This window comes from Streptomyces sp. NRRL S-37, assembly GCF_000721605.1.
In the GTDB taxonomy this organism is placed as follows: domain Bacteria; phylum Actinomycetota; class Actinomycetes; order Streptomycetales; family Streptomycetaceae; genus Streptomyces.
Window position 1 is genome coordinate 65231 of record NZ_JOIZ01000007.1, and the last position, 21148, is coordinate 86378.

Here is a 21148-nt window from a genome sequence, read left to right on the forward strand (position 1 = left end):
ATGGGGTTCCCCCTGGGGGACGGGCGGCCGGGAGAAGCGGACGACCGCGGGCTGTCCACGGTCGAGGTGGTCATCCTCGCGCCCGTGATGATCCTCTTCATCCTGGTGCTGGTGGGTTTCGGGCAACTGGTCGACGGGCGTGGCGCGCTGGACGGTGCGGCGCGGGACGCGGCCCGGGCGGGCTCGATCCAGAAGGACCACGGTACGGCGATGGCCCAGGCGCGTGCGGTGGCGGAGGCGAACCTCGCGGACGTCTGCTCCGGTCCGGTGAGCGTCGTGCAGACCAGCCGGGGCTTCGAGCCGGACACCATCTTCACGGTCGAGGTGAGCTGCGAGGTGCGGGGCCTCGCCATGCTGGGCCTGGACATCCCGACGACCCTGAGCGCGAGCTTCAGCTCGCCGCTGGACCCGTACCGGAGGACGGCGTGAGAGCGGCGCGTGCGCGTATGCGCGGTTGGCTGTCGGACCGCCGTACGCGGCTGGACGACCGCGGTTCGGGCGCCGGCGCGGTCATCATCTTCGCGCTGGTGTTCCTGTCTCTGGCGGCCTTCGTCATCGACGGCGGGATGTCCATCTCCAAGCGGGAGCGTGCGGCGGACATCGCGGAACAGGCGGCCCGTTACGCCGCCCAGGACATCGACCGCGAGGCGCTGTACGACGACGTGGGCGGCCCCGCGCCGATCAACTACGAGAACTGCGACGCCCGGGTGAAGGCGTTCGCCCGCGAGATGGACATGTCCGGTGCGGACATCGCGGCGACCCGCTGCGTGGCGGCGACCGTGGACGCGGTGGAGGTCGAGGTGCAGCTGACGTACGCGCCGGTCTTCACGGGCGTGTTCTACGGCGGGGACGTGGTGGTGCACGGGCAGGCGGTCGCGGAGAACGAGGTGGGCTGAGGCCGCGGCCGGCGCCGTCGCCGAACCTTCCACGGACCTGCACACCGTTCACCGCGGGGCCGCACGGAAAAGGGACGGAGCGCGCGGATCGGTCGGGGTGCGGGGAGCGTGCCACCGGAAGCGCTCCGTGACCGGTGGGTAACGTGAAGATGCGGGCCTTTTCCATGACCGCATTCCCATATTCATGGATTCGGCGGCGCGGCGAGGGCGTGCGTCGGTCGTGCGCCGCTGGTCGGCCGTTCCACGGCGTGCTTGGATCAGTGCGCGGCTCCCCGAACCCCTTGTTCCGGATTCCCCCACCCGGATTTCGGGCGTGCCTTTCCGCTCCCGTTCGTCGAAACAGAAGGGAAAGACCTGTCATGAACTTCGTCCCCCAGGTCGAAACCGCCGAGATCCCCGACGCGGACCTGGACAACGTCTCCGGTGGGCAGTCCGTCTCCGCCGGCATCGACGCCGGTGTGGCCGTCGTCGCGGACCACGGTTCCGTCGGCGTCGGCGTGTACGCCGAGGCGGGCCCGCTCTGCGTCTCCGCCGGTCTGGGCGCCTCGGTGGCCCACGAGGCCACCGCGCGCACCACGATGCTCTGAGCGTCGCTTCCGACGTGAGCCGGGGCCCGGTCTGTTCGCGGACCGGGCCCCGGCTCATTCGTCTCCGAGCCCGTTTCCACTGCCTGACTTGAGGGCTTCGACGAACGCGTTGAAAGCGGGGGACGGGAAGGAGAGGGGGCCGTGGGTGGGGTGTTTGGAGTCGCGTATGGCTGTGCGGGCGGGGGAGCGGGCTATTTCCACGCAGTTGTTGCCGTCGCCGCTTCCGGAGTGGGACGCCCTCTGCCAGCGTTCGGGTGTGGTCATGGTGCCTTACAGCTCCTTCGCCAGACGGTGGATGAAATCGCGTGAGTGCGCAGGTTCGAGAGACGCGGACTCCACCATATGGAACAGCGTTCGAAGAGCGCTGAGTTGGGCTTCGGAGTCGATGAAGGCGGCCCCCTGCGGTGCGTCCCGTACGGCAGTGTCCAGCTTGGGTACAGCACCGCCCACGTACATCATGGCGTTGGTGGCTCCCGCGAAGCCGTCCAGGTCGAAGGGGATGACGCGCACGGTGATGTGGTCCGCTTCGGAGAGCTCCAGGACGCGGAGGAGTTGAGCGCGCGCGGCGGTCCGGTCACCTACGCGGATGCGCAGAGCCGCCTCGTGGATGACGGCTGTGTACGGGACGGAGCGGGGCTCCTCGATGATCCGCCTGCGTTCCATCCGGTGGTTCACCCGCAGTTCGAGGTCGTCACGGGGCAGTTCGGGGACCCGGTAGGAGAAGACCGCGCGGGCGTAGTCCTCCGTCTGGAAGAGGCCGGGTACGTGCAGGAACTCGATGTCCTGTCGGCGGATGCAGTGGTGCTCCAGCTCGGCGAGGTCCAGGAATGAAGGGGGCAGCAGGCCCTTGTACCGCTCCCACCACCCGCGTGTCCGGTCGGTGGCCATGGCGACCAACGCCTCGACCAGCTTCTCGTCGGTGCAGGAGTAGTGGGCGGCGAGTTGACGCACACGCGTCTCGCTGACGCCTGCCACGCCGGCCTCGATCTGGCTCATCTGTGCCGAGTCGGTACCGAGCAACGCGGCGGCTTCACGTCCCTTGAGCCCTGCGGCCTCCCGTAGTTTCCGCAGTTCAGTGCCCAGTCGCTCCTGGCGTGCGGTGGCCTGCTGCCTGCGCGGCATGGCGTGCTCCTCGCCTTCAACTGCCGACCGGCAGTGACACGTTCGGGGTGAAGAGTATGGCAACGGCTTGCATGGGCCCAAATTTTGGCCCTACTGTCAGTGATGCGACGCACACTCTGCGGCGCTCGGGGTCCCGGAAGCGCACCGCTCCGTCATGCCATGACGGACGCGGCGGAGCCACCGCCCGTTCGCTGCCGCCGACCTGCCCTTTCCCGTCCCCTGACAGGAGTCCACGCATGCCCGAAACCGGCGTCGAAGAGGCCGCCACCTCCTGGGAGTACACCCTGTCCATCCCCAACGACCCACGCGCCGTGACCATCTGCCGCCGCACACTGCGGCTGATTCTCACGATGCACGGCCTGATCGGCCTCGTCGACACCGCCGAGCTGCTGGCGACGGAGCTGGTCGCCAACTCCGTACGGCACACGAAGGGGCCGGCGGCGCTGCGCGTGCGCTGGTCGGACGGCGTGCTGCGGATCGGCGCGTGGGACACGGACCCGGAGCCGCCCGAACCGCCGGCGTGCTGGGAGCGGCTCGCCGAGACGGAGGAGGGGCGAGGGCTCGCCCTGGTGCGGGCCTGCGCGGACCTCTGGGGCTGGCAGCCCCACGCGAGGGACGGCAGCCGGGGCAAGTACGTGTGGTGTGACCTCGTCCCGGCCTGACTCCTTGCTCACGCCACCCGGGCCGAGGACCTGTTCGGCGGTTGAGCGGGAGGAGGCCTTCGACTGGGGCCAATCGAGTCCATAAGATCTCTGTAGGCTCAGCAGACCCTCTTCCCACAAACCCAGGACACCCGCCATGCCGCGACGCCGCAGTCCCAGCCCGTCCAGCTCGACGGCTCCGAGGAACCGGACGCCGCAGCCGGTGCGGGTGCGGCGGCGGTCGTTCGGGGACTTCGTCAAGGCGTTCCTCGCCTTCGTGGCGCTGGTCGCGCTGCTCGTCGGGGTGCCGTTCGCACTGGCCGTGACCGCCGGCTGGCCGCTGCCGGACACGTTCGAGCCGATGGAGTGGCTCAAGCAGGACATCTCCGTCCAGACCTTCCTCTCCATCCTGACCTTCGTCGTCTGGCTCGCCTGGGCGCAGTTCACCGCGTGTGTGCTCGTCGAGATGAAGGCCGCGCTGTCGGGGGTCGGGGTGCCGGGGCGGGTGCCCGGGGCCGGGCCCAGCCAGCTGCTCGCCCGGCAGCTCGTCGCCGCCGTGCTGCTCGTCGGCGCGACCGCCGCCAGCTTCACTCCGGGACTGAGCCAGCTCGGGCAGAGCCTGGAGGGGAACCAGCGGCCCGCCGTGGCCGCCGCCCAGCAGACCCCCGGCTTCTTCGCCCAGCAGCAGGAGCAGGCCGCCGGTACCGCCGCCGCGCTCGCCGAGCAGGCGTCGCACGCCGAAACCGCCGCGAGCAGTGGTGCCAGGCAGCAGGGCGACACGAAGTTCTACCGGATCCAGCCGCCCGAGGGACGTCACCACGACTCCCTGTGGGAGATCGCCGAGCGGCACCTCGGCGACGGGCGCCGGTACAAGGAGATCTTCGAGCTCAACAAGGACCGCACCCAGCCCGACGGTTCCAAGCTGTCCGAGGCCAGTCTGATCCGGCCCGGCTGGATCATGGAGATGCCCGGCGACGCGCGCGGCGGCGACCTCGTCGAGATGCCGGACGAGGCACCCGAGGTCTCGCCCGAGGTGCGGCAGCAGATCCGTGACTACGACAGGACCGGGGAGCACGCGCAGGACAGCGGTGGCAGCGGCGGCGGTGCCGCTCAGGTCTCCGTTCCCGAGCAGCGGCCCGCCCCCGCCCCCGCTCCCGCGAACGACGACGCCGGTCACCGGCAGCACGCCACCCCCGCCCAGGACTCCTCCTCCTTCGGCCTCCCCGAAGCCCTCCTCGCCGCGCCCCTCCTCGCCGCCGGTCTCCTCGGCGCGCTCGGGCACCGGCGCCGTCAGGCCCTGTGGCAGTCGGCGTTCGCCGGTATCGGCGGGCGCGGGATGCAGCCGCCCACGCCGACCGGGGACGCCCTGGACGTCCAGGACGCGCTGCTGGTCGGCGCCGACCCCGAGGGCGTACGGCTGCTCGACCGGTCGCTGCGCGGGCTCGCCGCGTCCCTCGCCGCCGAGTCCCGCCCGCTGCCCACCGTCTACGCGGCCTGGCTCACAGGCGGCGACCTGAACCTCCAGCTCGCCCAGCCGTCCGGGAAGCCGCCCGCGCCCTGGCAGCCCGGACAGGACCAGACGTTCTGGACGCTCGCCAAGGACGACGCCGCACGGTACGAGGACGTCGACACCGCCGCCCCCTACCCCGGCCTCGTCAGCCTCGGCACCATGGACGACTCCCGGCTGCTGCTCAACCTGGAGTCCGTCCCCGGCATCGTCTCGCTGAGCGGCGCCGAGGCCGACCGGGCCGCCGTGTTCGCCTCCGTCGCCGCCGAGCTGGCCACCAACGGCTGGTCGGACCGGATGACCATCACCCTCGTCGGCTTCGGCGAGGACCTCACCCCGCTCGCGCCCAGCCGGCTGCGCCACCTCGACGGCATCGAGGCGCTGATCGAGACCATGGAGGCCGAGACGCGGCAGCGGCGCGGCGCGCTGGGCGCGGCCGGGCACGACTCCGTGCTCACCGGACGCACCGGCCCGGCCCAGCACACCCGTTGGGCCCCGCACCTCGTGCTGCTCGCCGCCGAGCCGTCCGCCGAGGACGCCGTCACGCTCGCCGAACTCGCCGCCGACGCGAGCCGCCTCGGCATCGGCTACCTCGTCGGCACCGGCAGCGGCGAACTGCCGGGTGCCGCCTGGGAGATGGAGATCACGGGCGAGGGCAAACTGCTCGCCCCCCTGCTCGGTCTCGAACTCGACGCCCAGCTCCTGCCCGCCGCCCAGCAGCGCGCGGTCGTCGAGCTGTTCGCCGACGCCGACCCCGAGCGCGGACCCGACGGACCCGGCGACACCCCGCCGTTCCTCGTCGACATCAGCGAGCAGGGGCGGCCCGCCGTCTACGCGCGCCTGGTCGGACCGTACGAGATCATCGGCCTGGACACCCCCGACGGCGAGCGCAGCGCCCTGCTCCACGAGGCGCTCGCGCTGCTGCTCCTGCACCGCGAGGGCGTCCACCCGCGCGTGCTGTCCTCCGCGCTGTGGCCGCGCGGCGTCACCGACGACGTGCGCGAGGCGCTGGTCGAGCGGCTGCGCGCCTGGCTCGGCACCGACCCCGACGGCACCCCCCGCCTCGGCACGGACTCCACCGGGCGGCTCACCCTCGCCAAGTCCGTCGTCTCCGACCTGGACGTGCTGCGGTCGCTGTACCACGAGGCCACCCAGGGCAAGGGCGTCGACAGCCGGGCCGTACGCGGCCGGCTGCTCACCGACGCGCTGGTGCTGGTGCGCGGTCCGCTCCTCGCCGACCGGCCCGAGGGCCGCTACCGCTGGCTCACCCACGAGATCGTCGACGCCCAGCTCCCGCTGCTCGTCGCGGACACCGGACTCGCGCTCTGCGCGTTCCACCTGGAGAAGAACCGCGCGGAGAAGGCCATCGAGGCGCTGAACGCCGCGCTGCGCACCGCCCCCGCCGACGAGCGGCTGTGGAACGAGCTGCTGCGCGCCACCCACGCCCTCGACGACCCCGCACGGCTCACCGCCCTCGCCGCCGACCTCGTCGGCCGCGCCGGCGCCCGCGGACTGCCGCCGCGCACCGAGGCGCTGCTCGACGAACTGCTCCCCACCTGGCGCGACACGGCCGCGGCGGCCGGATGACCGAGCACCTCGACGCCCTGCTGATCGCCGTCGCCGCGCTGTGGGGCGCGTCGGCCGGCGCGGTGCTGCCCCGCGCGGCCTACCGGTTCTCCGTCCCGTCGGGGGAGGCGTGGCGGACGGCGTGCCCGGCGGGGCACCCGGTCGGCGGCTGGCTCGGCCGGGCCCGGTGCGGGCCGTGCGCGGGACCGCCGTACGGACCCGGCACCGCCCCCGTCGTCGTCACCGCCCTCGTCTGCGCCGCCCTCGCCGCCGCCACCGGCACCCGGCCCGAGCTGTTCGTCTGGCTGCTGCTCGCGCCCGTCGGCGTGCTGCTGGCCGTGGTCGACTTCCGGGTGCAGCGGCTGCCCGACCCGCTGACCCTCCCCTTCGCCGGTGCCGCCCTCGCCCTGCTCGGCCTCGCCGCCCTCACCCCCGAACACGCGGGGGGGTGGACCGGCGCCCTGCTGGGCGCGCTCGCACTCGGCGCCGGCTACTTCATGCTGTTCCTCATCAACCCGGGCGGCATGGGCTTCGGCGACGTCAAGCTCGCCCTCGGCGCGGGCGCCGTCCTCGGCTGGTACGGCTGGCCGGCCGTGATGCTCGGCACCCTCGCCGGGTTCGTGTTCGGGGCGCTGTACGGGGGCGCCCTCGTCGTCGCCCGGAAGGCGGGACGCAAGACGGCCATCCCGTTCGGTCCCTTCCTGATCAGCGGGGCCTTCGCGGGGCTGCTGATCGGCGCGTACGCGGCCTGACGTCGGCCCCGGAAACCCCCTGGCGTAGGCTGGATCGGTCCGTCCACACCCTTACGAAAGGGACGCCGGTGACCGAGAAGGCCGACCTTCAGACCGTCCTCGACCGTGCCGCCGCCGGTGGGCGGATCACCCCCGAGGAGGCCCTCGACCTCTACCGCGACGCCCCGCTGCACGCGCTGGGCGCCGCCGCCGATGCCGTGCGCAGGCGCCGGTACGCCGGTACGGAGCACATCGCGACGTACATCATCGAGCGGAACATCAACTACACGAACGTGTGCGTCACGGCGTGCAAGTTCTGCGCCTTCTACGCGGCCCCCAAGGACACCGCGAAGGGCTGGACCCGCGACCTCGACGACATCCTGCGGCGCTGCGCGGAGACCGTCGAGCTCGGCGGTACGCAGATCATGTTCCAGGGCGGTCACCACCCGGACTACGGCGTCGAGTACTACGAGAAGCACTTCGCCGCCATCAAGAAGGAGTTCCCGCAGCTCGTCATCCACAGCCTGGGGGCGAGCGAGGTCGAGCACATGGCGCGGATCTCGGGCGTGAGCGTCGACGAGGCGATCACCCGGATCCACGCGGCCGGGCTCGACTCCTTCGCCGGCGCGGGCGCCGAACTGCTCCCCGCCCGCCCCCGCAAGGCCATCGCGCCGCTCAAGGAGTCCGGCGAGCGCTGGCTGGAGATCATGGAGATCGCGCACAACCTCGGCGTCGAGTCCACGTCCACCATGCTGATGGGGACCGGCGAGACCAACGCCGAGCGGATCGAGCACCTGCGCATGATCCGTGACGTGCAGGACCGCACGGGCGGCTTCCGCGCGTTCATCCCGTACACCTACCAGCCCGAGAACAACCACCTGAAGGGCCGCACCCAGGCCACCCTCTTCGAGTACCTGCGGATGATCGCCATCGCCCGGATCTTCCTGGACAACGTGGCGCACATCCAGGGCTCCTGGCTGACCACCGGCAAGGAGGTCGGCCAGCTCTCCCTGCACTACGGCGCGGACGACCTCGGCTCCATCATGCTGGAGGAGAACGTCGTCTCCTCCGCCGGTGCCAAGCACCGCTCCAACCGGCTGGAGATCATCGACCTGATCCGCAAGGCGGGCCGGGTCCCGGCCCAGCGGTCGACGACGTACGAGCACCTCGTCGTCCACGACGACCCGGCGAACGACCCCGTCGACGAGCGCGTGGTCTCCCACATCTCCTCCACGGCCATCGAGGGCGGCACGGCCCACCCGGAGCTGAAGCTCCTCGCCTCCAACTGACGTCCCCGTGCTGACCCTTCACGCAGCCGACGCCTCACCCGAGACCGCCGTCCTGGTCGACGGCGCGCACATCGCCGCCGTCGGCCCGTACGAGCGGCTGGCCGCCGACCATCCGGACGCCCGGCTGCGGCGGTGGCCCGGCATCCTGACGCCCGGCCTGCTCAACCCCTACGGTCCGGAACTGCTGGAGCAGGCGTACCACCCCGACCCGCGCGAGGCGGACCGGCTCGGTACCGAGCCGGTGTTCGGGGAGCGGGCGCGGGCGCTCCTGGCCGCCGGACCGTCCGCGCGGGGCGCCAGCGCACGCCGCGGAGTACAGCGCATGCTGGCGCACGGGACGGTCGCGGTCGCCGGTGAGCTGCGCGGCCGTGAGGCCCTGGACGCGGTGCGCAGGGCCGGGCTCGCCCTGGCGGGGCGTCCGCCCGTACTGCCGGGGCCCCCGGCGCTCTCCCCGGTCCCTCTCGTGCTGCTGCCGGGCCTCGCCGCCGGGGGACCCGCGCGGTTCGCGGTGTTCGACGTGCCCGACCGGGACGCCCTCGTGCGGGACGGCGCGTCCACGTGCGTGGCCACCGTCGTGGGCGGCCGCCTGGTGTACCGGCGGCGCTGACCCGTAGCGACGCCTGACCCGTGGTGGCGCCGGCCCGTGACGGCGCTGATCCGTGGTGGTGCTGCCCCGTGGTGGCGCCGGCCCCGTGACGGTGCGGCCCTCACCCCGCGAACGCCTCCCCGAACGCCCCGTCCTCCTGCTCCACCCCGCTGCAGTCCGTCAACGGGTCGTCCGCGGAAGCGTCCTCGCCGCACTGCCGGTCCCGGAACGCCGACCACATCGACACCCACGCGATCCCCTTCTCCTCCGCGAACGCCCGCACCTGTGCCGCGTCCGCGAGCGTGAACGTCTCCCCCTCCACGTCGTTGACGCCGATCATCGAGGTGAGCGCCATGCCCCGCCAGGCATCGGCCTCCGACAGCCCGAAGACGTCCTGGAGCTGGGCGTTCGCCGCCTCGGCGGAGGTGAGGGCGTACTCGCCCATGTCACCGTCGTAGGACTCGCCGTAGTTCATCGTCATGAGGTTGACGGTGGCGACCCGGGCGCCGTGGTCGTTCGCGGACTCCAGCAGGGCCAGCCCGTCCTCGTCGAGCCCGGACGGCATGACCGGGAGGGTGAACGACACCTCCAGGTCCGCACGTTCCTCCTGGAGCAGCGCGATCGCCTCCGACCGCAGGTCCACGGAGGCGGAGTCGGTGAGTTCGTCGCCCTCGATGTCGAAGTCGGCACGGGTGGCGCCGGCCGCGTCCAGCGCGGTGCCGTACGCCTCCGCCAGTTCCTCCGCGGTGTCGCAGGTGGCCGCCAGTTCGTCCCCGAAGGCGCCGCCGAAGGAGACCCGGACGCCGGCGCCGGACCCGGTGAGCCCCGCGATCCGGGACGTCACGCTCGCGTCGTCGATGTCCTGGGTGCCGTTCCAGTACGGGGCGCAGCCGCTGCCGGAGGAGATCACGAACGCCAGGTTGTACGTCGTGGGAGAGCCCGCCGAGTCGGTGCCGGAGGCCGCCGAGACACTGACGTACGGGGCGTACGCGGTGACCGGCGCGGACGACGACGAGGCCGAGGGGGCGGGGTCCGCCGGGGCCGCGTCCGCCGTGGTGCTCCCGGCGGAACAGCCCGCGGTGGCCAGGGCCAGGGCCGGGAGGAGGGCGAGCCCGGCAACGGACTTCAGTGGACCGCGCATCGTGCTCGTTCCCTTCGTGAGACATCGGGTGGACGGCCAACCTGGCACACGGTTCTGTGCGCTTTCTGAGGATGTACGCCCGGTTCCCGGACCATTCTCAGGGGACGGAGAGGTTCGCGGCCCTCCCACGGGAGACTCACAGGGAACGCCGGGTTTTCCCCAGAAAACGGCCCCTACCGTCCGGGCCATGCATTCCGATCCCGCCATCGAAAGCCGCGCCGACGCGCGCGGCCGTCGCCGCAAACGCCGCAACGGGTCCGGCGAAGGGCCCGTCTTCGTCGACTCCTCCGGACGCCGGGCCAGGCTGCTGCGCCGGATCGGCCTGCTCCTGGGAACCGTCTGCGCCGGGTACGCGGTCGTGCTGGGTCTGACCTTCATGGGCATCGGCACCTCGGTCACGCCGGCCTCGCTGCTGCCGTTCGGAGGCGGACAGGGGGAGGCAGGACCCGGTGGCGGCGCGGGCCCGAGGAACGGGGTGGCCCCGACCGGAACCCCGCCGTCCCCGCCGGCCGGCACCCCGGGCGCCACCACCGTCCCCACCCCCTCGGCGACGTCATGACCGCCGCACCCCCCGCGCGCGGCCGGCGCCGCGCCCCCACCCGTATCGAGCGCGCCGCCGGACGGGCCGCCGCCCTGCACCGGCCGCGGGTCCTCCTCGCGCTGCTGCTCCTGCTCGCCCTGACCTGCGTGATGCTGCTCGACGGCTATCTGCGGGCCGAAGTCGGTGACGACCAGCGGGTCCGCACCGGGGCCTCGTCCTCCGAGGTGCCCGACGAGGTCCTCGAGGGCGGCCCGATCCTCAGCTTCCCCGGCGGGCAGGCCGAGACCACCTCCGTCCCGGACAAGACGATCGTGCTCACCTTCGACGACGGACCGGACCCCACCTGGACACCGGAGGTCATGGAGGTCCTGGAGAAGTACGACGTGCCCGGCACGTTCTTCGTGGTCGGCTCGATGGTGTCGCGCCACCCCGACATCGTGAAGGACCTGGTCGACCAGGGCAACGAGATCGGCGTCCACACCTTCACCCACGTCGACCTGTCCTACCAGAGCGCCTCCCGCGTCACCCGCGAGATGGAGCAGACCCAGCTCGCGCTCGCGGGCGCGGCCGGGATCACCTCCACACTGTTCCGGGCGCCGTACTCCTCCAAGCCGGACGCCATCGACAACTACAGCTGGCAGGTCTACCAGCAGCTCGGCGAGGACGGTTACACCAGCGTCTTCATCGACACCGACAGCGAGGACTGGAAGGAGCCGGGCGTCGCGAAGATCGTCGAAGGGGCCACCCCGGAGGACGGGAAGGGCGCCTCGGTGCTCTTCCACGACTCCGGCGGCGACCGCACGCAGACCGTCGAGGCGCTGGCGGAGTACATCGAGAACATGCAGGCGGAGGGCTACACCTTCACCACCGTCAGCGGCGCCATGGCCGAGCAGCAGCAGTCCGCCGGCGGGTCCGGAGCGGACGGTCCCGGTGCCGCCGCCGGTGCCCCGTCCGGCACCGGCAGCCGGCTCCAGGCCTCCCACCGCACCGCCACCGGCGCGACCCTCTACGAGGGCAAGGCGCTCATCGCGGCCGTCACCGTCGCCGAGTGGACGGTGCCCGCGCTCTCGGCCGGCCTGGTGATCGTGGGCGTGGCCGTCATGGGACGGTTCGGGCTGATGCTCGTCCTCGCCCGGCGCCACCACCGGCAGCGCAACAGACGCCGCTTCGGCTGGGGACCGCCCGTCACCCGGCCGGTCAGCGTGATCGTCCCGGCGTACAACGAGAAGGAGTGCATCGAGAACACCCTGCGGTCGCTGGCCGAGAGCACCCATCCGATCGAGATCGTCGTCGTCGACGACGGCTCCACGGACGGCACGGCGGAGCTCGCCGAGGCGCTCGGCCTGCCCGACGTCCGGGTGATCCGGCAGGAGAACGCGGGCAAGCCGGCCGCCCTGAACAACGGCATCCGCCACGCCCGGCACGACATCGTCGTGATGATGGACGGCGACACCGTCTTCGAACCGGACACCGTGGGCCGCCTGGTGCAGCCCTTCGCCGACCCGTCGGTGGGCGCCGTCGCGGGCAACGCCAAGGTCGGCAACCGCTCCACGCTCATCGGCGCCTGGCAGCACATCGAGTACGTGATGGGCTTCAACCTCGACCGGCGCATGTACGACCTGCTGCGCTGCATGCCGACCATCCCCGGCGCGATCGGCGCGTTCCGCCGTGAGGCGGTCCTCCAGGCGGGCGGGATGAGCGAGGACACCCTCGCCGAGGACACCGACATCACCATCGCGCTGCACCGCGCGGGATGGCGGGTCGTCTACGAGGAGCACGCCCGCGCGTGGACCGAGGCCCCCCGCTCGCTGCGGCAGCTCTGGTCGCAGCGCTACCGCTGGTCGTACGGCACCATGCAGGCGCTGTGGAAGCACCGCGGGTCCCTCACCGACAAGGGGCCCTCGGGGCGGTTCGGGCGGGTCGGCCTGCCGCTGGTGGTGCTCTTCCAGATCGTCACGCCGGTCTTCGCGCCGCTCATCGACGTGTTCACCGTGTACTCGATGCTCTTCGTCGACTTCCAGGCCGCCCTGCTGGCCTGGCTCGCGGTCCTGGGCGTGCAGCTGGTGTGCGCCGCGTACGCCTTCCGGCTCGACCGGGAGAAGTACCGGTACCTGCTGATGATGCCGCTGCAGCAGTTCGCGTACCGGCAGATGATGTATCTCGTCCTCATCCACTCCTGTGTCACCGCCCTGACCGGCGGCCGGCTGCGCTGGCAGAAGCTGAAGCGGACGGGCGAGGTCGGGATGCCGACGAGGACGGGCGGCTGATGGGGGCGCACCGCAAGGGGGCCGTGCGTGAGCAGGTCACGGCCCCGGCCGGCCGTGACGGGTACTTCGACCTCCTGCGCGCGGTGGCCCTCGTCCGGGTCGTGGCGTACCACACCTTCGGCTGGGCCTGGGCGGGGATGGTCTTCCCGTCGATGGGGGTGATGTTCGGGCTGGCCGGCACCCTGATGGCCAGGTCGCTGCGGCGCCCCGCGCTCACGGTGATCCGGAGCCGGGTCCGCCGCCTGCTGCCGCCGTTCTGGTTCTGGGGCTTCTTCGTGGTCACCGCGATGCTGGTGCACGGCTGGATGCCGGGATGGCGGATCGTGTACTGGATCGTGCCGCTCGGCGACCCGCCGGGCAGCGCCTGGGCCGAGCAGGCCTGGGAGATCGTCTGGTACCTGCGGACGTACCTGTGGTTCGTGCTGCTCTCCCCGCTGCTGCTGCGGGTGCTGCGGCTGTCCCCGGTCGTGGTGCTGGTGCTGTCGCTCGTCCCGGTCGTCGTCCTCACGTACGTGTGGCAGCCGCCGGAGGGGCGGTTCGGCAGCGCCCTCACCGACCTCGCGACGTTCCTGTTCTGCTGGCTCCTCGGCTTCGCCCACCACGAGGGGGTGCTCGCGCGGCTGCGCCCCCTCGCCGTCACCGTGGCGTCGCTCGCCGCGCTCGCCTACGGCGGCTGGTACGCCCTCGCCCACCAGGCGGAGTACGGCGGCACCTACGACCTGGACGACAACCCGCTCGCGCAGGCCTTCTGGTCGGCCGGGTTCGTGACGCTGCTGATGTACGCCAAGGAGTACGCGGGCCTCGTGGGGCCGTCCCGCTCCCGGCTGGTCACCGTGTTCAACGCGCGCGCCGTGACGATCTACCTCTGGCACGAACTGGCGCTGATCCTGGCCGTGCCGCTGATCGACCGGTTCTGGGAGGTGCCCGCGTTCGAGACGTACCTGCCGCTGGAGAGCCAGTGGTTCCTGTTCGGCGTCGGCTGGGTCCTGACCGGCGGCTTCGTGCTCGCGTGCGGCTGGGTCGAGGATGTCGCCGCCCGCCGGAAGCCGACGCTCCTGCCCGGTGGGCGGGCTGCAAGAATGGGCGTGTGACCCGCGCATCCCTGGACAAGCAGCCGCACGAAGTCGCCTCGATGTTCGACGACGTCGCGGAACGATACGACCTGACGAACGATGTGCTGTCCCTCGGCCAGGACCGGCGATGGCGCAAGGAGGTCGCGAAGGCCGTCGACGCCCGGCCCGCGCAGAGGATCCTGGACCTGGCGGCCGGTACGGGCACCTCGTCGATGCCCTTCGCCCGCGCCGGCGCCTACGTCGTGCCCTGCGACTTCTCCCAGGGCATGCTCCGGGTCGGCAAGCGGAACAACGCCTGGCTGCCGTACACGGCGGGCGACGCGACCCGGCTGCCCTTCAAGGACGACGTCTTCGACGCCGTCACCATCTCCTTCGGGCTGCGCAACGTGCAGGACACGGACGCGGCGCTGCGCGAGATGCACCGGGTGACCCGGCCCGGCGGGCGGATCGTCATCTGCGAGTTCTCGCACCCGACGTGGGCGCCGTTCCGCACGGTCTACACCGAGTACCTGATGCGCGCGCTGCCGCCGGTCGCCCGGTCGGTGTCGTCCAACCCGGACGCGTACGTCTATCTCGCCGAGTCCATCCGCGCCTGGCCCGACCAGCCCGCGCTGGCGGGGCGGCTGCAGGGCGCCGGCTGGTCGAAGGTGGCGTGGCGCGACCTCACGGGCGGCGTGGTGGCGCTGCACCGGGGGTTCAAGGAGAGCTGAGCAGCACCGGGTGAGGCGGGGCGGGCTCCTCCAGTTCCCGCCGGAGCCCGCCCGTGGGCGGCAGCGGCCCGCGCGGCTCGCGCACCCCTCCGCCGCCCTCGCCCTCACCGAAGTCGAACCACACATGGACCACGGAGTCCCGCGGCACCTCGGTGCCGGGCTGCGGATACTGCCGTACGACGTAGTCGACGACGACGCGCTGGAAGTCCGGCCGGTCGGGGGCGTGCACGGACAGGCCCCGGGCCCGGGCCGACTCACGCGCGTCCACGGCCATCAGTCCGACCAGGCGCGGCACGCGCACGTCGGGCGTCGGTGTCCTGGGTGTCATACGCACGGACGTCACCCCCAAGCGGTACCGGCAGAGTAGACCCGGTGCCGGGCCCGCCGGAAGCATCAAGTGGCGTTCCGTGACAATTGGTTACTCTGGGTGACGACCGGGTGCCGGGGTCAGAGGTCCAGCCGGTAGCAGTGGCCCTCCCGCCCGGAGGACGGGATCGTGAACGTCTCGGCGAGGCGCATCCCGAGCCGCCGGGTGACCGCTATGGAGCGGGAGTTGCCGGCGTCCACCATCGCCACCACGCCCGTCAGACCCGCCGCCGTCACCCGCTCCAGGGTCTGCCGGGCCGCCGCGGTGACGTACCCCTTGCCCCAGTGCTCCCGCGCGAGCCGCCAGCCGATCTCGATCTCGCCCGTCGGGCCCCAGTCGCGCTCCCACGGCTGGGCGCCGGTGAAGCCGATGACCCGGCCGGACTCGTCGAGCATGGTCCACAGGCAGAAGCCGAGCTGGGCGTCGTGCCGGCGCTGGCGGGCGGTGAGCTCCTCGTAGACCGACAGCTCCGCCGACGTGCCGCCGTGGAACTCCATGACGTCCGGGTCGTCGAAGATCCGATGCCAGGCGAAGGCGTCCTCGTGGGTGGGGACGCGCAGCCGTACGACGGGGAGAGCTCGGTTCACGGGGGCAGCCCTTCAGCCGGGTGATCACTCGTGCTGAATAGACTGCCCGTGTCCAGTGCCGGTCGGCACGCAGATTTCGAACTTGGGGAGATCCCGCCGTGACCGAGCCCCTCTCCGACAACACCGCGGACGTCATCGTCGTAGGCGCGGGGCCGGCCGGCTCCGCCACCGCGTACCACCTGGCCCGGTCCGGACTCGACGTGCTCCTGCTGGAGAAGACCGAGTTCCCGCGGGAGAAGGTCTGCGGCGACGGTCTCACCCCGCGCGCCACGAAGCAGCTCGTCGCCATGGGCATCGACATCTCCGAGGAGGCCGGCTGGCTGCGCAACAAGGGCCTGCGCATCATCGGCGGCGGGGTCCGCCTCCAGCTCGACTGGCCGGAACTCGCCTCCTTCCCCGACTACGGCCTGGTCCGCAAGCGCGACGACTTCGACGAGCAGCTCGCCCGCCAGGCCCAGAAGGCGGGCGCCCGGCTGTACGAGCGCTGCAATGTGAGCGGCCCGGTCATCGACGACCGCACCGGGCGCATCACCGGCGTGAAGGCCAAGCTCGGCGAGGAGAAGCGGGAGGTCACCTTCCACGCCCCGCTGGTGGTGGCCGCCGACGGCAACTCCACCCGGCTGTCCCTGGCGATGGGGCTGCACCGGCGCGAGGACCGGCCGATGGGCGTCGCGGTGCGCACGTACTTCACCTCGCCCCGCCACGACGACGACTACCTGGAGTCCTGGCTGGAACTGTGGGACCGCCGTGGCCCGCAGGACCGGCTGCTGCCCGGCTACGGCTGGATCTTCGGCATGGGCGACGGCACCAGCAACGTCGGCCTCGGCGTGCTCAACACCTCCGACTCCTTCAAGGAGCTGGACTGGCGCGAGGTGCTCAAGGCCTGGTGCGCGTCGATGCCGGAGGACTGGGGTTACACCCCGGACAACATGACCGGCCCGATCCGCGGCGCCGCGCTCCCCATGGCCTTCAACCGCCAGCCGCACTACACGCGCGGCCTGCTGCTGGTCGGTGACGCGGGCGGACTGGTGAACCCCTTCAACGGCGAGGGCATCGCCTACGCGATGGAGTCCGGGCAGATCGCCGCCGACGTGATCGTCCAGGCCCACGCGCGGGCCACCCCGGCCCAGCGGGAGATCGCCCTCCAGCGCTATCCGCGCGTGCTGAAGGACACCTACGGCGGTTACTACACGCTCGGCCGGGCCTTCGTGAAGCTCATCGGCAATCCGAAGATCATGCAGATCGCCGCCCAGCGCGGACTGACGCACCCGATGCTGATGAAGTTCACCCTGAAGCTGCTCGCCAACCTGACCGACCCGACGGGCGGCGACGCGATGGACCGCATCATCAACGGCCTGAGCAAGGTGGCGCCGAAGGCGTGACCGGCCGGACGGTTCTGACGGAGCGTCCGATTGTGATCATCGTGTAATACGCCGGTGGACAACTGACCGGCCGCGGCCGGAGTCGTACGGGACGTAACCACGCAGGCACGTCCCGTACGACGAAAGAGCCTTCCATGACACAGCAGGCACAACGGCGGCCCGGGCCGCTCAGAGCCCTGGGGCTGGTGGCCGCCGCGAGTCTGGTCGCGGCCGGTGCCGCGGGCACCGCCCGGGCGGCCGACGAGCCCCTCCCCGTGACCATCACCGGCGAGGACCGGGTCGACCTGTCGCTGGGGTCCGGCGACGACTCCCCGGAACCGCAGATCGACCTGCGGCTGAACGTCCCGGGGGAGGAGTTCGAGGGCGACGGCGTCGTCCCGCCCGTGTTCACCGGCGACTACACGATCCGCATCGACGCCACCGGGCTGGAGGGCGTCGCCTCGGTGGACCTCCCCTGCGACGTCGACGGCCTCGTCGCCACCTGCACGGGCTGGGAGCTGTACGCAGGGCAGCAGTACAACCGGGTCGGCAAGATCCGGCTGGACGTCGACGACGACAGCGAGGCCGGGGACTCCGGCAGCATCAAGGTCACCGGTGAGGGCGAGGGGCTGGACTTCACGCCGCTGGACATCGACGTGCTCGTCGGCGGCCCCGAGTTCCTGAACCACACGCTGCCCCTGCCCGGTGACCTGAAGGCGGGCGACACCTACAAGGCCCCCGTGGGCCTGCGCAACGTGGGCACCCTGCCCGCCGAGGGCGCGGTACTGCGGTTCCACGGCTCGCGCGGGGTGTCCTTCCCCGACTCGTTCGGCAACTGCGCCTACTCCGAGGTGACCACCGGCCCGCTGCTGCGGCAGGGCACCGACGTCATCTGCACGTTCCCGGACACCATCGAGGCCGGTGCGGCGTACGCGCTCGCCGAGCCGCTGAAGGTGGGCACCGCGGACTTCGCGCTGCGCGACATCTTCACCTACTCCTTCACGGCCGTACCGCCGGACGAGGCGGACGGCCTGCGCGAGGGGAAGGAGTACCGGCAGGGCAACGGAGTGGACCTGGAGCTGAGGCAGGTCTCCGACGCCGACCCCGCGGACTACACCCGGTACGCGGAGCTGGACCTGCCCCTGAAGAACACCTACGACCTGGAGCTGACCGGCGCCTCGCTGGACGCCGGGGCCGGCGACACCGTCACGGCGGAGATCGGCTTCCGCAACAACGGGCCGGCCTGGATCAGCGCCCTGCGGTCCGGCGGTGAGCCCTTCTCCTTCACGGTGAAGGTTCCCGAAGGGGCGACCGTCACCAAGGCGCCGGAGAAGTGCCGGGAGACCACCCTCGCCGAGGACGAGAAGGGTTACCGCTGCTGGGTGAGCACCCCGCTGCTGGAGGACGCCGAGTTCACCTACCCGTTCGAACTGCGCGTCGACCGGGTCGTCGAGAACGCCAAGGGCGAGGTGGCGCTGCCGGATTCGGGGGACCCCGCCGAGTCGGATCGCGCGAACAATTCGGCCTGGATCGTCCTGAACGGCCCGGATGAGCAGACGGACGGCGGAACGGGTCAGAACGGCGGCGGCGCCACGCCGTCCGCCTCACCTTCGCCTTCACCCTCGTCCTCGTCCGGTTCCGGGCAGGACGGCGGTACCGGTTCCTCCGGTTCCGGTACGAACGGTACGTCCGGCGGCGTCCAGGGCGGTCTGGCGTCCACCGGCGCCGGCGGGACGGCGCTGATCGGCGGGGCGGCGCTGCTGACGCTGGGCCTCGGCGCGGGCGTGACCGTGCTGCTGCGCCGCCGGGGGCGGCGGACGGGCGGGGCCATCGCCTGAGAGGCGTGAGTGAGCGCCCGTGCGGCGCGAAGCCGTGAGCGGCGCTGTGGACGGCCGGGGTCCGGAGGGCGGACCCCGGCCGTCGGCGTCCGTGCCGGGGCGCCGTGAGGGGCCGTCACGGGGCCGCAGGGCGTCCGGCCGGTGCGTACCGGCGCCGTCAACCCGCCCGGACGATGGGGCGATTCGGGCAATAGGGAGATCTCGGCCCGGTGTGCGGGCATGCCGGAGGGCCGCTGCCCCCGAGCGGCAGCGGCCCTCCGGCCCACGACGGGGCGCGGCTCAGAGCACGCGCACGGCACCCGACGCGGGGTAGCCGGAGAGGTCCTGGATGACGACGCCCTTGGAGGGGTTGGCCGCGTCCAGGTACTGGCCGCCGCCGATGTAGACACCCACGTGGTACGCGGAACCCTTGCCGCCCCAGTAGAGGATGTCGCCGACCTGGATCTGGGACAGCGGGATGTCGGTGCCGGCCATCGACTGGTCCTGCGAGACGCGCGGCAGGTCGACGCCGACCTGCTTGAACGCGGCCTGGACCAGGCTGGAGCAGTCCCAGGCGTTGGGGCCCGAGGCGCCCATGACGTAGGCGTCGCCCACCTGTGCCTGCAGGAAGGCGATGACCGTCGCGACGCTGCCGCTGGCGGGCGCGGAGGCGGTCGTGGTGGTGGAGGCGGCGGAGGTGGTGGTGAGGGTGGTGCGCTCGGCGTTGCGGGTGGCGCGCTCGGCGGCGGCCTTGCGGGCCTCCTCGGCGGCCTCCTTCTTCGCCTGGGCCTTCTTCTTGGCCACGGCGAGGTCGGCCTTGGCCTCCTTGGCGGCCTGCTCCGCGGCCGCGTCACGCTCGGCCTGCAGCTGGTAGTTCGCGGCGGCCTGCTGGGTGGCGTCCGCGGACTGGGCGACCTGAGCGGCGAGGTCCGCCGTCAGGGTCGGCAGTTCGAGGGTCTGCGTCACCGGCTCGGCAGCGTTCGCCGAACCCGACGCCCCGGCCACTGCCAGGGTGCTGAGGACGCCACCGGCGACGCCGGCCCGCATCGCCATCGTGGACTGGGCGGTGCGGCGGGGCTTCCGGTGGCTGCGTATGTGAGCGGTGTGGGACATGGGAACAACCGGTACCAGGGACTGCTTCATACCTTCAAGAAACGTGTGCTGCGCCACAGTTGTTCAATCGGGACTCCGAATCCCGGGCGTGTCGCTTTTTATTGACGCCCTAACGGACATTGCGGGCGTCCGTGATCGGCCCGTGATCACGTACTTTCATCGTTACGTCCGAATTGCCCCGCACTTACCACTGGTTGGACTGGTTGGCCAACCCCTGCTCTCAGACGCCTCTCATGAATGTGGCGGAGGTCACGGAACGATTACCCGCACCGTCGCGTCCGGGAGCGCCGGCCACGCCTCGGCCGGCCCCCGGGATCGACGTCCGGATCGACGAGAGCGTCGACGCGGGCATCGCCGGCCGGAGCGGGGGCGGATCGGCGGCCGGATCGCGGCGCCGGGACTTCGTGAACGCGTGCACACGTCCACATCCCGCCTCCGGTCCCCCTGATGTGTGAACGCTCCTCTATCAAGAGATCGAGTCCAGCGCCAATTTGCATGCGCGGGAAGACTCTTGATATGGAGACGGCCGCCCTGAGCTGCGCTGACGAGGCAAAATGTCACCTTTGGTGACCGCCTGGATGCTTGGCGTGTGAAGATCACCGCTCATCCGACTTCATGATCGTTCGTCAGGTGGTGGAGATCACAAAGCTTGTGCGATACCCCGTGTCGCAGATCACAGACCCGCAGGCATAGGATGCGGAGCGGTTGGGCTTGTGACCTGCTTCACATGTTCTCGATCTTCGCCGGGGCGGGCGTGGTTCGTGGGGCTGTCGAGGCGGGGCGGGTCCGACGCACCACCTCCCCCAGGGGCTCGGCTTCGCTCACCCCCGGGGGGACCCCATTGCAGTCAATGCCGACTGAGAGGAGCGAGGAGCGGTGAACGCGTATGCGCCCATCCTCGTACTGGGAGCCCTCGGGGCAGGCTTTGCGATCTTCTCCGTGGTCATGGCCACGCTGATCGGTCCGAAGCGGTACAACCGCGCCAAGCTCGAGGCGTACGAGTGCGGTATCGAACCGACCCCCACGCCGGCCGGCGGCGGGCGCTTCCCCATCAAGTACTACCTGACGGCGATGCTCTTCATCATTTTCGATATCGAGATCGTCTTCCTCTACCCCTGGGCCGTCACCTTCGACGCCCTGGGGATCTTCGGGCTCGTGGAGATGCTGCTCTTCGTGCTCACCGTCTTCGTCGCGTACGCGTACGTATGGCGGCGCGGCGGCCTGGAATGGGACTGAGGGGCCACTA

The 21148-nt window shown here is 71.7% G+C and carries 21 protein-coding genes; 15 read left to right on the forward strand and 6 right to left on the reverse strand.

The window, feature by feature from the left end:
* The 3 genes from IH50_RS0113130 to IH50_RS0113140 all read left to right on the forward strand — a co-directional run bounded on the left by IH50_RS0113130 (position 1) and on the right by IH50_RS0113140 (position 1483).
* On the forward strand, positions 1-429 hold the full coding sequence (locus IH50_RS0113130; RefSeq protein WP_030860737.1) for a TadE/TadG family type IV pilus assembly protein: 429 nt from the start codon (positions 1-3) through the stop codon (positions 427-429).
* Positions 430-446: 17 nt separating this feature from the next.
* Entirely contained in the window at positions 447-896 is a 450-nt protein-coding gene (locus tag IH50_RS0113135) for a TadE/TadG family type IV pilus assembly protein (RefSeq protein ID WP_030860739.1), read from the forward strand.
* A gap of 359 nt (positions 897-1255) precedes the next feature.
* Positions 1256-1483: a hypothetical protein gene (locus IH50_RS0113140; RefSeq protein WP_030860742.1), complete on the forward strand. Its 228-nt coding sequence runs from the start codon at positions 1256-1258 to the stop codon at positions 1481-1483.
* Between the two features lie 54 nt (positions 1484-1537).
* On the opposite strand, the gene IH50_RS39655 is transcribed toward IH50_RS0113140, so the two are convergent.
* Complete coding sequence (locus IH50_RS39655) at positions 1538-1747, reverse strand: DUF397 domain-containing protein (protein WP_078913958.1); 210 nt, start codon at positions 1745-1747, stop codon at positions 1538-1540.
* Positions 1748-1753: 6 nt separating this feature from the next.
* Positions 1754-2605 carry a helix-turn-helix domain-containing protein gene (locus IH50_RS0113145; protein WP_030860744.1) on the reverse strand — a complete coding sequence of 284 codons (852 nt, stop codon included), beginning with the start codon at positions 2603-2605 and terminating at the stop codon, positions 1754-1756.
* A gap of 236 nt (positions 2606-2841) precedes the next feature.
* Between IH50_RS0113145 and IH50_RS0113150 the strand changes: the two genes are divergently transcribed.
* The 5 genes from IH50_RS0113150 to IH50_RS0113170 all read left to right on the forward strand — a co-directional run bounded on the left by IH50_RS0113150 (position 2842) and on the right by IH50_RS0113170 (position 8946).
* The gene (locus IH50_RS0113150) at positions 2842-3267 is read left to right on the forward strand and encodes an ATP-binding protein (protein ID WP_030860746.1); all 426 of its coding nucleotides are present in this window, start codon (positions 2842-2844) and stop codon (positions 3265-3267) included.
* Positions 3268-3403: 136 nt separating this feature from the next.
* On the forward strand, positions 3404-6340 hold the full coding sequence (locus tag IH50_RS0113155) for a BTAD domain-containing putative transcriptional regulator (protein ID WP_030860747.1): 2937 nt from the start codon (positions 3404-3406) through the stop codon (positions 6338-6340).
* Complete coding sequence (locus IH50_RS0113160) at positions 6337-7071, forward strand: prepilin peptidase (RefSeq protein WP_030860749.1); 735 nt, start codon at positions 6337-6339, stop codon at positions 7069-7071. The genes IH50_RS0113155 and IH50_RS0113160 overlap by 4 nt, the downstream gene beginning before the upstream one ends.
* Positions 7072-7139: 68 nt before the next feature.
* A complete protein-coding gene (gene mqnC / locus IH50_RS0113165; protein ID WP_030860750.1) occupies positions 7140-8339 on the forward strand; it encodes a cyclic dehypoxanthinyl futalosine synthase in 1200 nt (399 codons plus the stop codon).
* Positions 8340-8346: 7 nt separating this feature from the next.
* A complete protein-coding gene (locus IH50_RS0113170) occupies positions 8347-8946 on the forward strand; it encodes an imidazolonepropionase-like domain-containing protein (RefSeq protein ID WP_030860752.1) in 600 nt (199 codons plus the stop codon).
* A gap of 100 nt (positions 8947-9046) precedes the next feature.
* On the opposite strand, the gene IH50_RS0113175 is transcribed toward IH50_RS0113170, so the two are convergent.
* On the reverse strand, positions 9047-10066 hold the full coding sequence (locus IH50_RS0113175; protein ID WP_030860754.1) for a chitinase: 1020 nt from the start codon (positions 10064-10066) through the stop codon (positions 9047-9049).
* A 187-nt stretch (positions 10067-10253) separates the two neighbouring features.
* Between IH50_RS0113175 and IH50_RS0113180 the strand changes: the two genes are divergently transcribed.
* The 4 genes from IH50_RS0113180 to IH50_RS0113195 are packed head-to-tail and all read left to right on the forward strand — an operon-like array spanning position 10254 to position 14657.
* Positions 10254-10625 (forward strand): hypothetical protein, encoded by a 372-nt coding sequence (locus IH50_RS0113180; protein ID WP_030860756.1) that lies wholly within the window; start codon positions 10254-10256, stop codon positions 10623-10625.
* A complete protein-coding gene (locus IH50_RS0113185; protein ID WP_030860758.1) occupies positions 10622-12874 on the forward strand; it encodes a bifunctional polysaccharide deacetylase/glycosyltransferase family 2 protein in 2253 nt (750 codons plus the stop codon). The genes IH50_RS0113180 and IH50_RS0113185 overlap by 4 nt, the downstream gene beginning before the upstream one ends.
* The gene (locus IH50_RS0113190) at positions 12874-13965 is read left to right on the forward strand and encodes an acyltransferase family protein (protein WP_030860760.1); all 1092 of its coding nucleotides are present in this window, start codon (positions 12874-12876) and stop codon (positions 13963-13965) included. The genes IH50_RS0113185 and IH50_RS0113190 overlap by 1 nt, the downstream gene beginning before the upstream one ends.
* Positions 13962-14657, forward strand: a complete 696-nt coding sequence (locus tag IH50_RS0113195; RefSeq protein WP_030860762.1) for a demethylmenaquinone methyltransferase — start codon at positions 13962-13964, stop codon at positions 14655-14657. Before IH50_RS0113190 ends, IH50_RS0113195 begins: the two co-directional genes overlap by 4 nt.
* Here IH50_RS0113195 and IH50_RS0113200 read toward each other — a convergent pair.
* Positions 14644-14985 (reverse strand): PASTA domain-containing protein, encoded by a 342-nt coding sequence (locus IH50_RS0113200; RefSeq protein ID WP_030860763.1) that lies wholly within the window; start codon positions 14983-14985, stop codon positions 14644-14646. The genes IH50_RS0113195 and IH50_RS0113200 overlap by 14 nt on opposite strands.
* Positions 14986-15104: 119 nt before the next feature.
* On the reverse strand, positions 15105-15611 hold the full coding sequence (locus tag IH50_RS0113205; protein ID WP_030860766.1) for a GNAT family N-acetyltransferase: 507 nt from the start codon (positions 15609-15611) through the stop codon (positions 15105-15107).
* A 98-nt stretch (positions 15612-15709) separates the two neighbouring features.
* Here IH50_RS0113205 and IH50_RS0113210 point away from each other — a divergent pair, with 98 nt between their 5' ends.
* Together IH50_RS0113210 and IH50_RS0113215 are read left to right on the forward strand one after the other, a co-directional pair.
* The gene (locus IH50_RS0113210; RefSeq protein WP_030860768.1) at positions 15710-16993 is read left to right on the forward strand and encodes a geranylgeranyl reductase family protein; all 1284 of its coding nucleotides are present in this window, start codon (positions 15710-15712) and stop codon (positions 16991-16993) included.
* A gap of 134 nt (positions 16994-17127) precedes the next feature.
* Positions 17128-18810 carry a hypothetical protein gene (locus tag IH50_RS0113215; protein WP_037872340.1) on the forward strand — a complete coding sequence of 561 codons (1683 nt, stop codon included), beginning with the start codon at positions 17128-17130 and terminating at the stop codon, positions 18808-18810.
* A gap of 279 nt (positions 18811-19089) precedes the next feature.
* Here IH50_RS0113215 and IH50_RS0113220 read toward each other — a convergent pair whose 3' ends face one another.
* Entirely contained in the window at positions 19090-19932 is an 843-nt protein-coding gene (locus IH50_RS0113220; RefSeq protein WP_030860771.1) for a C40 family peptidase, read from the reverse strand.
* Positions 19933-20778: 846 nt separating this feature from the next.
* On the opposite strand from IH50_RS0113220, the gene IH50_RS0113225 reads away from it, so the two are divergent.
* Positions 20779-21138, forward strand: a complete 360-nt coding sequence (locus IH50_RS0113225; protein WP_003974383.1) for an NADH-quinone oxidoreductase subunit A — start codon at positions 20779-20781, stop codon at positions 21136-21138.
* The last annotated feature ends 10 nt before the right edge of the window (positions 21139-21148 follow it).

Coding starts and splice junctions, on each gene's coding strand:
- IH50_RS0113130 (WP_030860737.1), top strand. CDS start 1: ATGGGGTTCCCCCTGGGGGACGGGCGGCCGGGAGAAGCGGACGACCGC.
- IH50_RS0113135 (WP_030860739.1), top strand. CDS start 447: ATGCGCGGTTGGCTGTCGGACCGCCGTACGCGGCTGGACGACCGCGGT.
- IH50_RS0113140 (WP_030860742.1), top strand. CDS start 1,256: ATGAACTTCGTCCCCCAGGTCGAAACCGCCGAGATCCCCGACGCGGAC.
- IH50_RS39655 (WP_078913958.1), bottom strand. CDS start 1,747: ATGACCACACCCGAACGCTGGCAGAGGGCGTCCCACTCCGGAAGCGGC.
- IH50_RS0113145 (WP_030860744.1), bottom strand. CDS start 2,605: ATGCCGCGCAGGCAGCAGGCCACCGCACGCCAGGAGCGACTGGGCACT.
- IH50_RS0113150 (WP_030860746.1), top strand. CDS start 2,842: ATGCCCGAAACCGGCGTCGAAGAGGCCGCCACCTCCTGGGAGTACACC.
- IH50_RS0113155 (WP_030860747.1), top strand. CDS start 3,404: ATGCCGCGACGCCGCAGTCCCAGCCCGTCCAGCTCGACGGCTCCGAGG.
- IH50_RS0113160 (WP_030860749.1), top strand. CDS start 6,337: ATGACCGAGCACCTCGACGCCCTGCTGATCGCCGTCGCCGCGCTGTGG.
- IH50_RS0113175 (WP_030860754.1), bottom strand. CDS start 10,066: ATGCGCGGTCCACTGAAGTCCGTTGCCGGGCTCGCCCTCCTCCCGGCC.
- IH50_RS0113180 (WP_030860756.1), top strand. CDS start 10,254: ATGCATTCCGATCCCGCCATCGAAAGCCGCGCCGACGCGCGCGGCCGT.
- IH50_RS0113185 (WP_030860758.1), top strand. CDS start 10,622: ATGACCGCCGCACCCCCCGCGCGCGGCCGGCGCCGCGCCCCCACCCGT.
- IH50_RS0113190 (WP_030860760.1), top strand. CDS start 12,874: ATGGGGGCGCACCGCAAGGGGGCCGTGCGTGAGCAGGTCACGGCCCCG.
- IH50_RS0113200 (WP_030860763.1), bottom strand. CDS start 14,985: ATGACACCCAGGACACCGACGCCCGACGTGCGCGTGCCGCGCCTGGTC.
- IH50_RS0113215 (WP_037872340.1), top strand. CDS start 17,128: ATGACACAGCAGGCACAACGGCGGCCCGGGCCGCTCAGAGCCCTGGGG.
- IH50_RS0113220 (WP_030860771.1), bottom strand. CDS start 19,932: ATGAAGCAGTCCCTGGTACCGGTTGTTCCCATGTCCCACACCGCTCAC.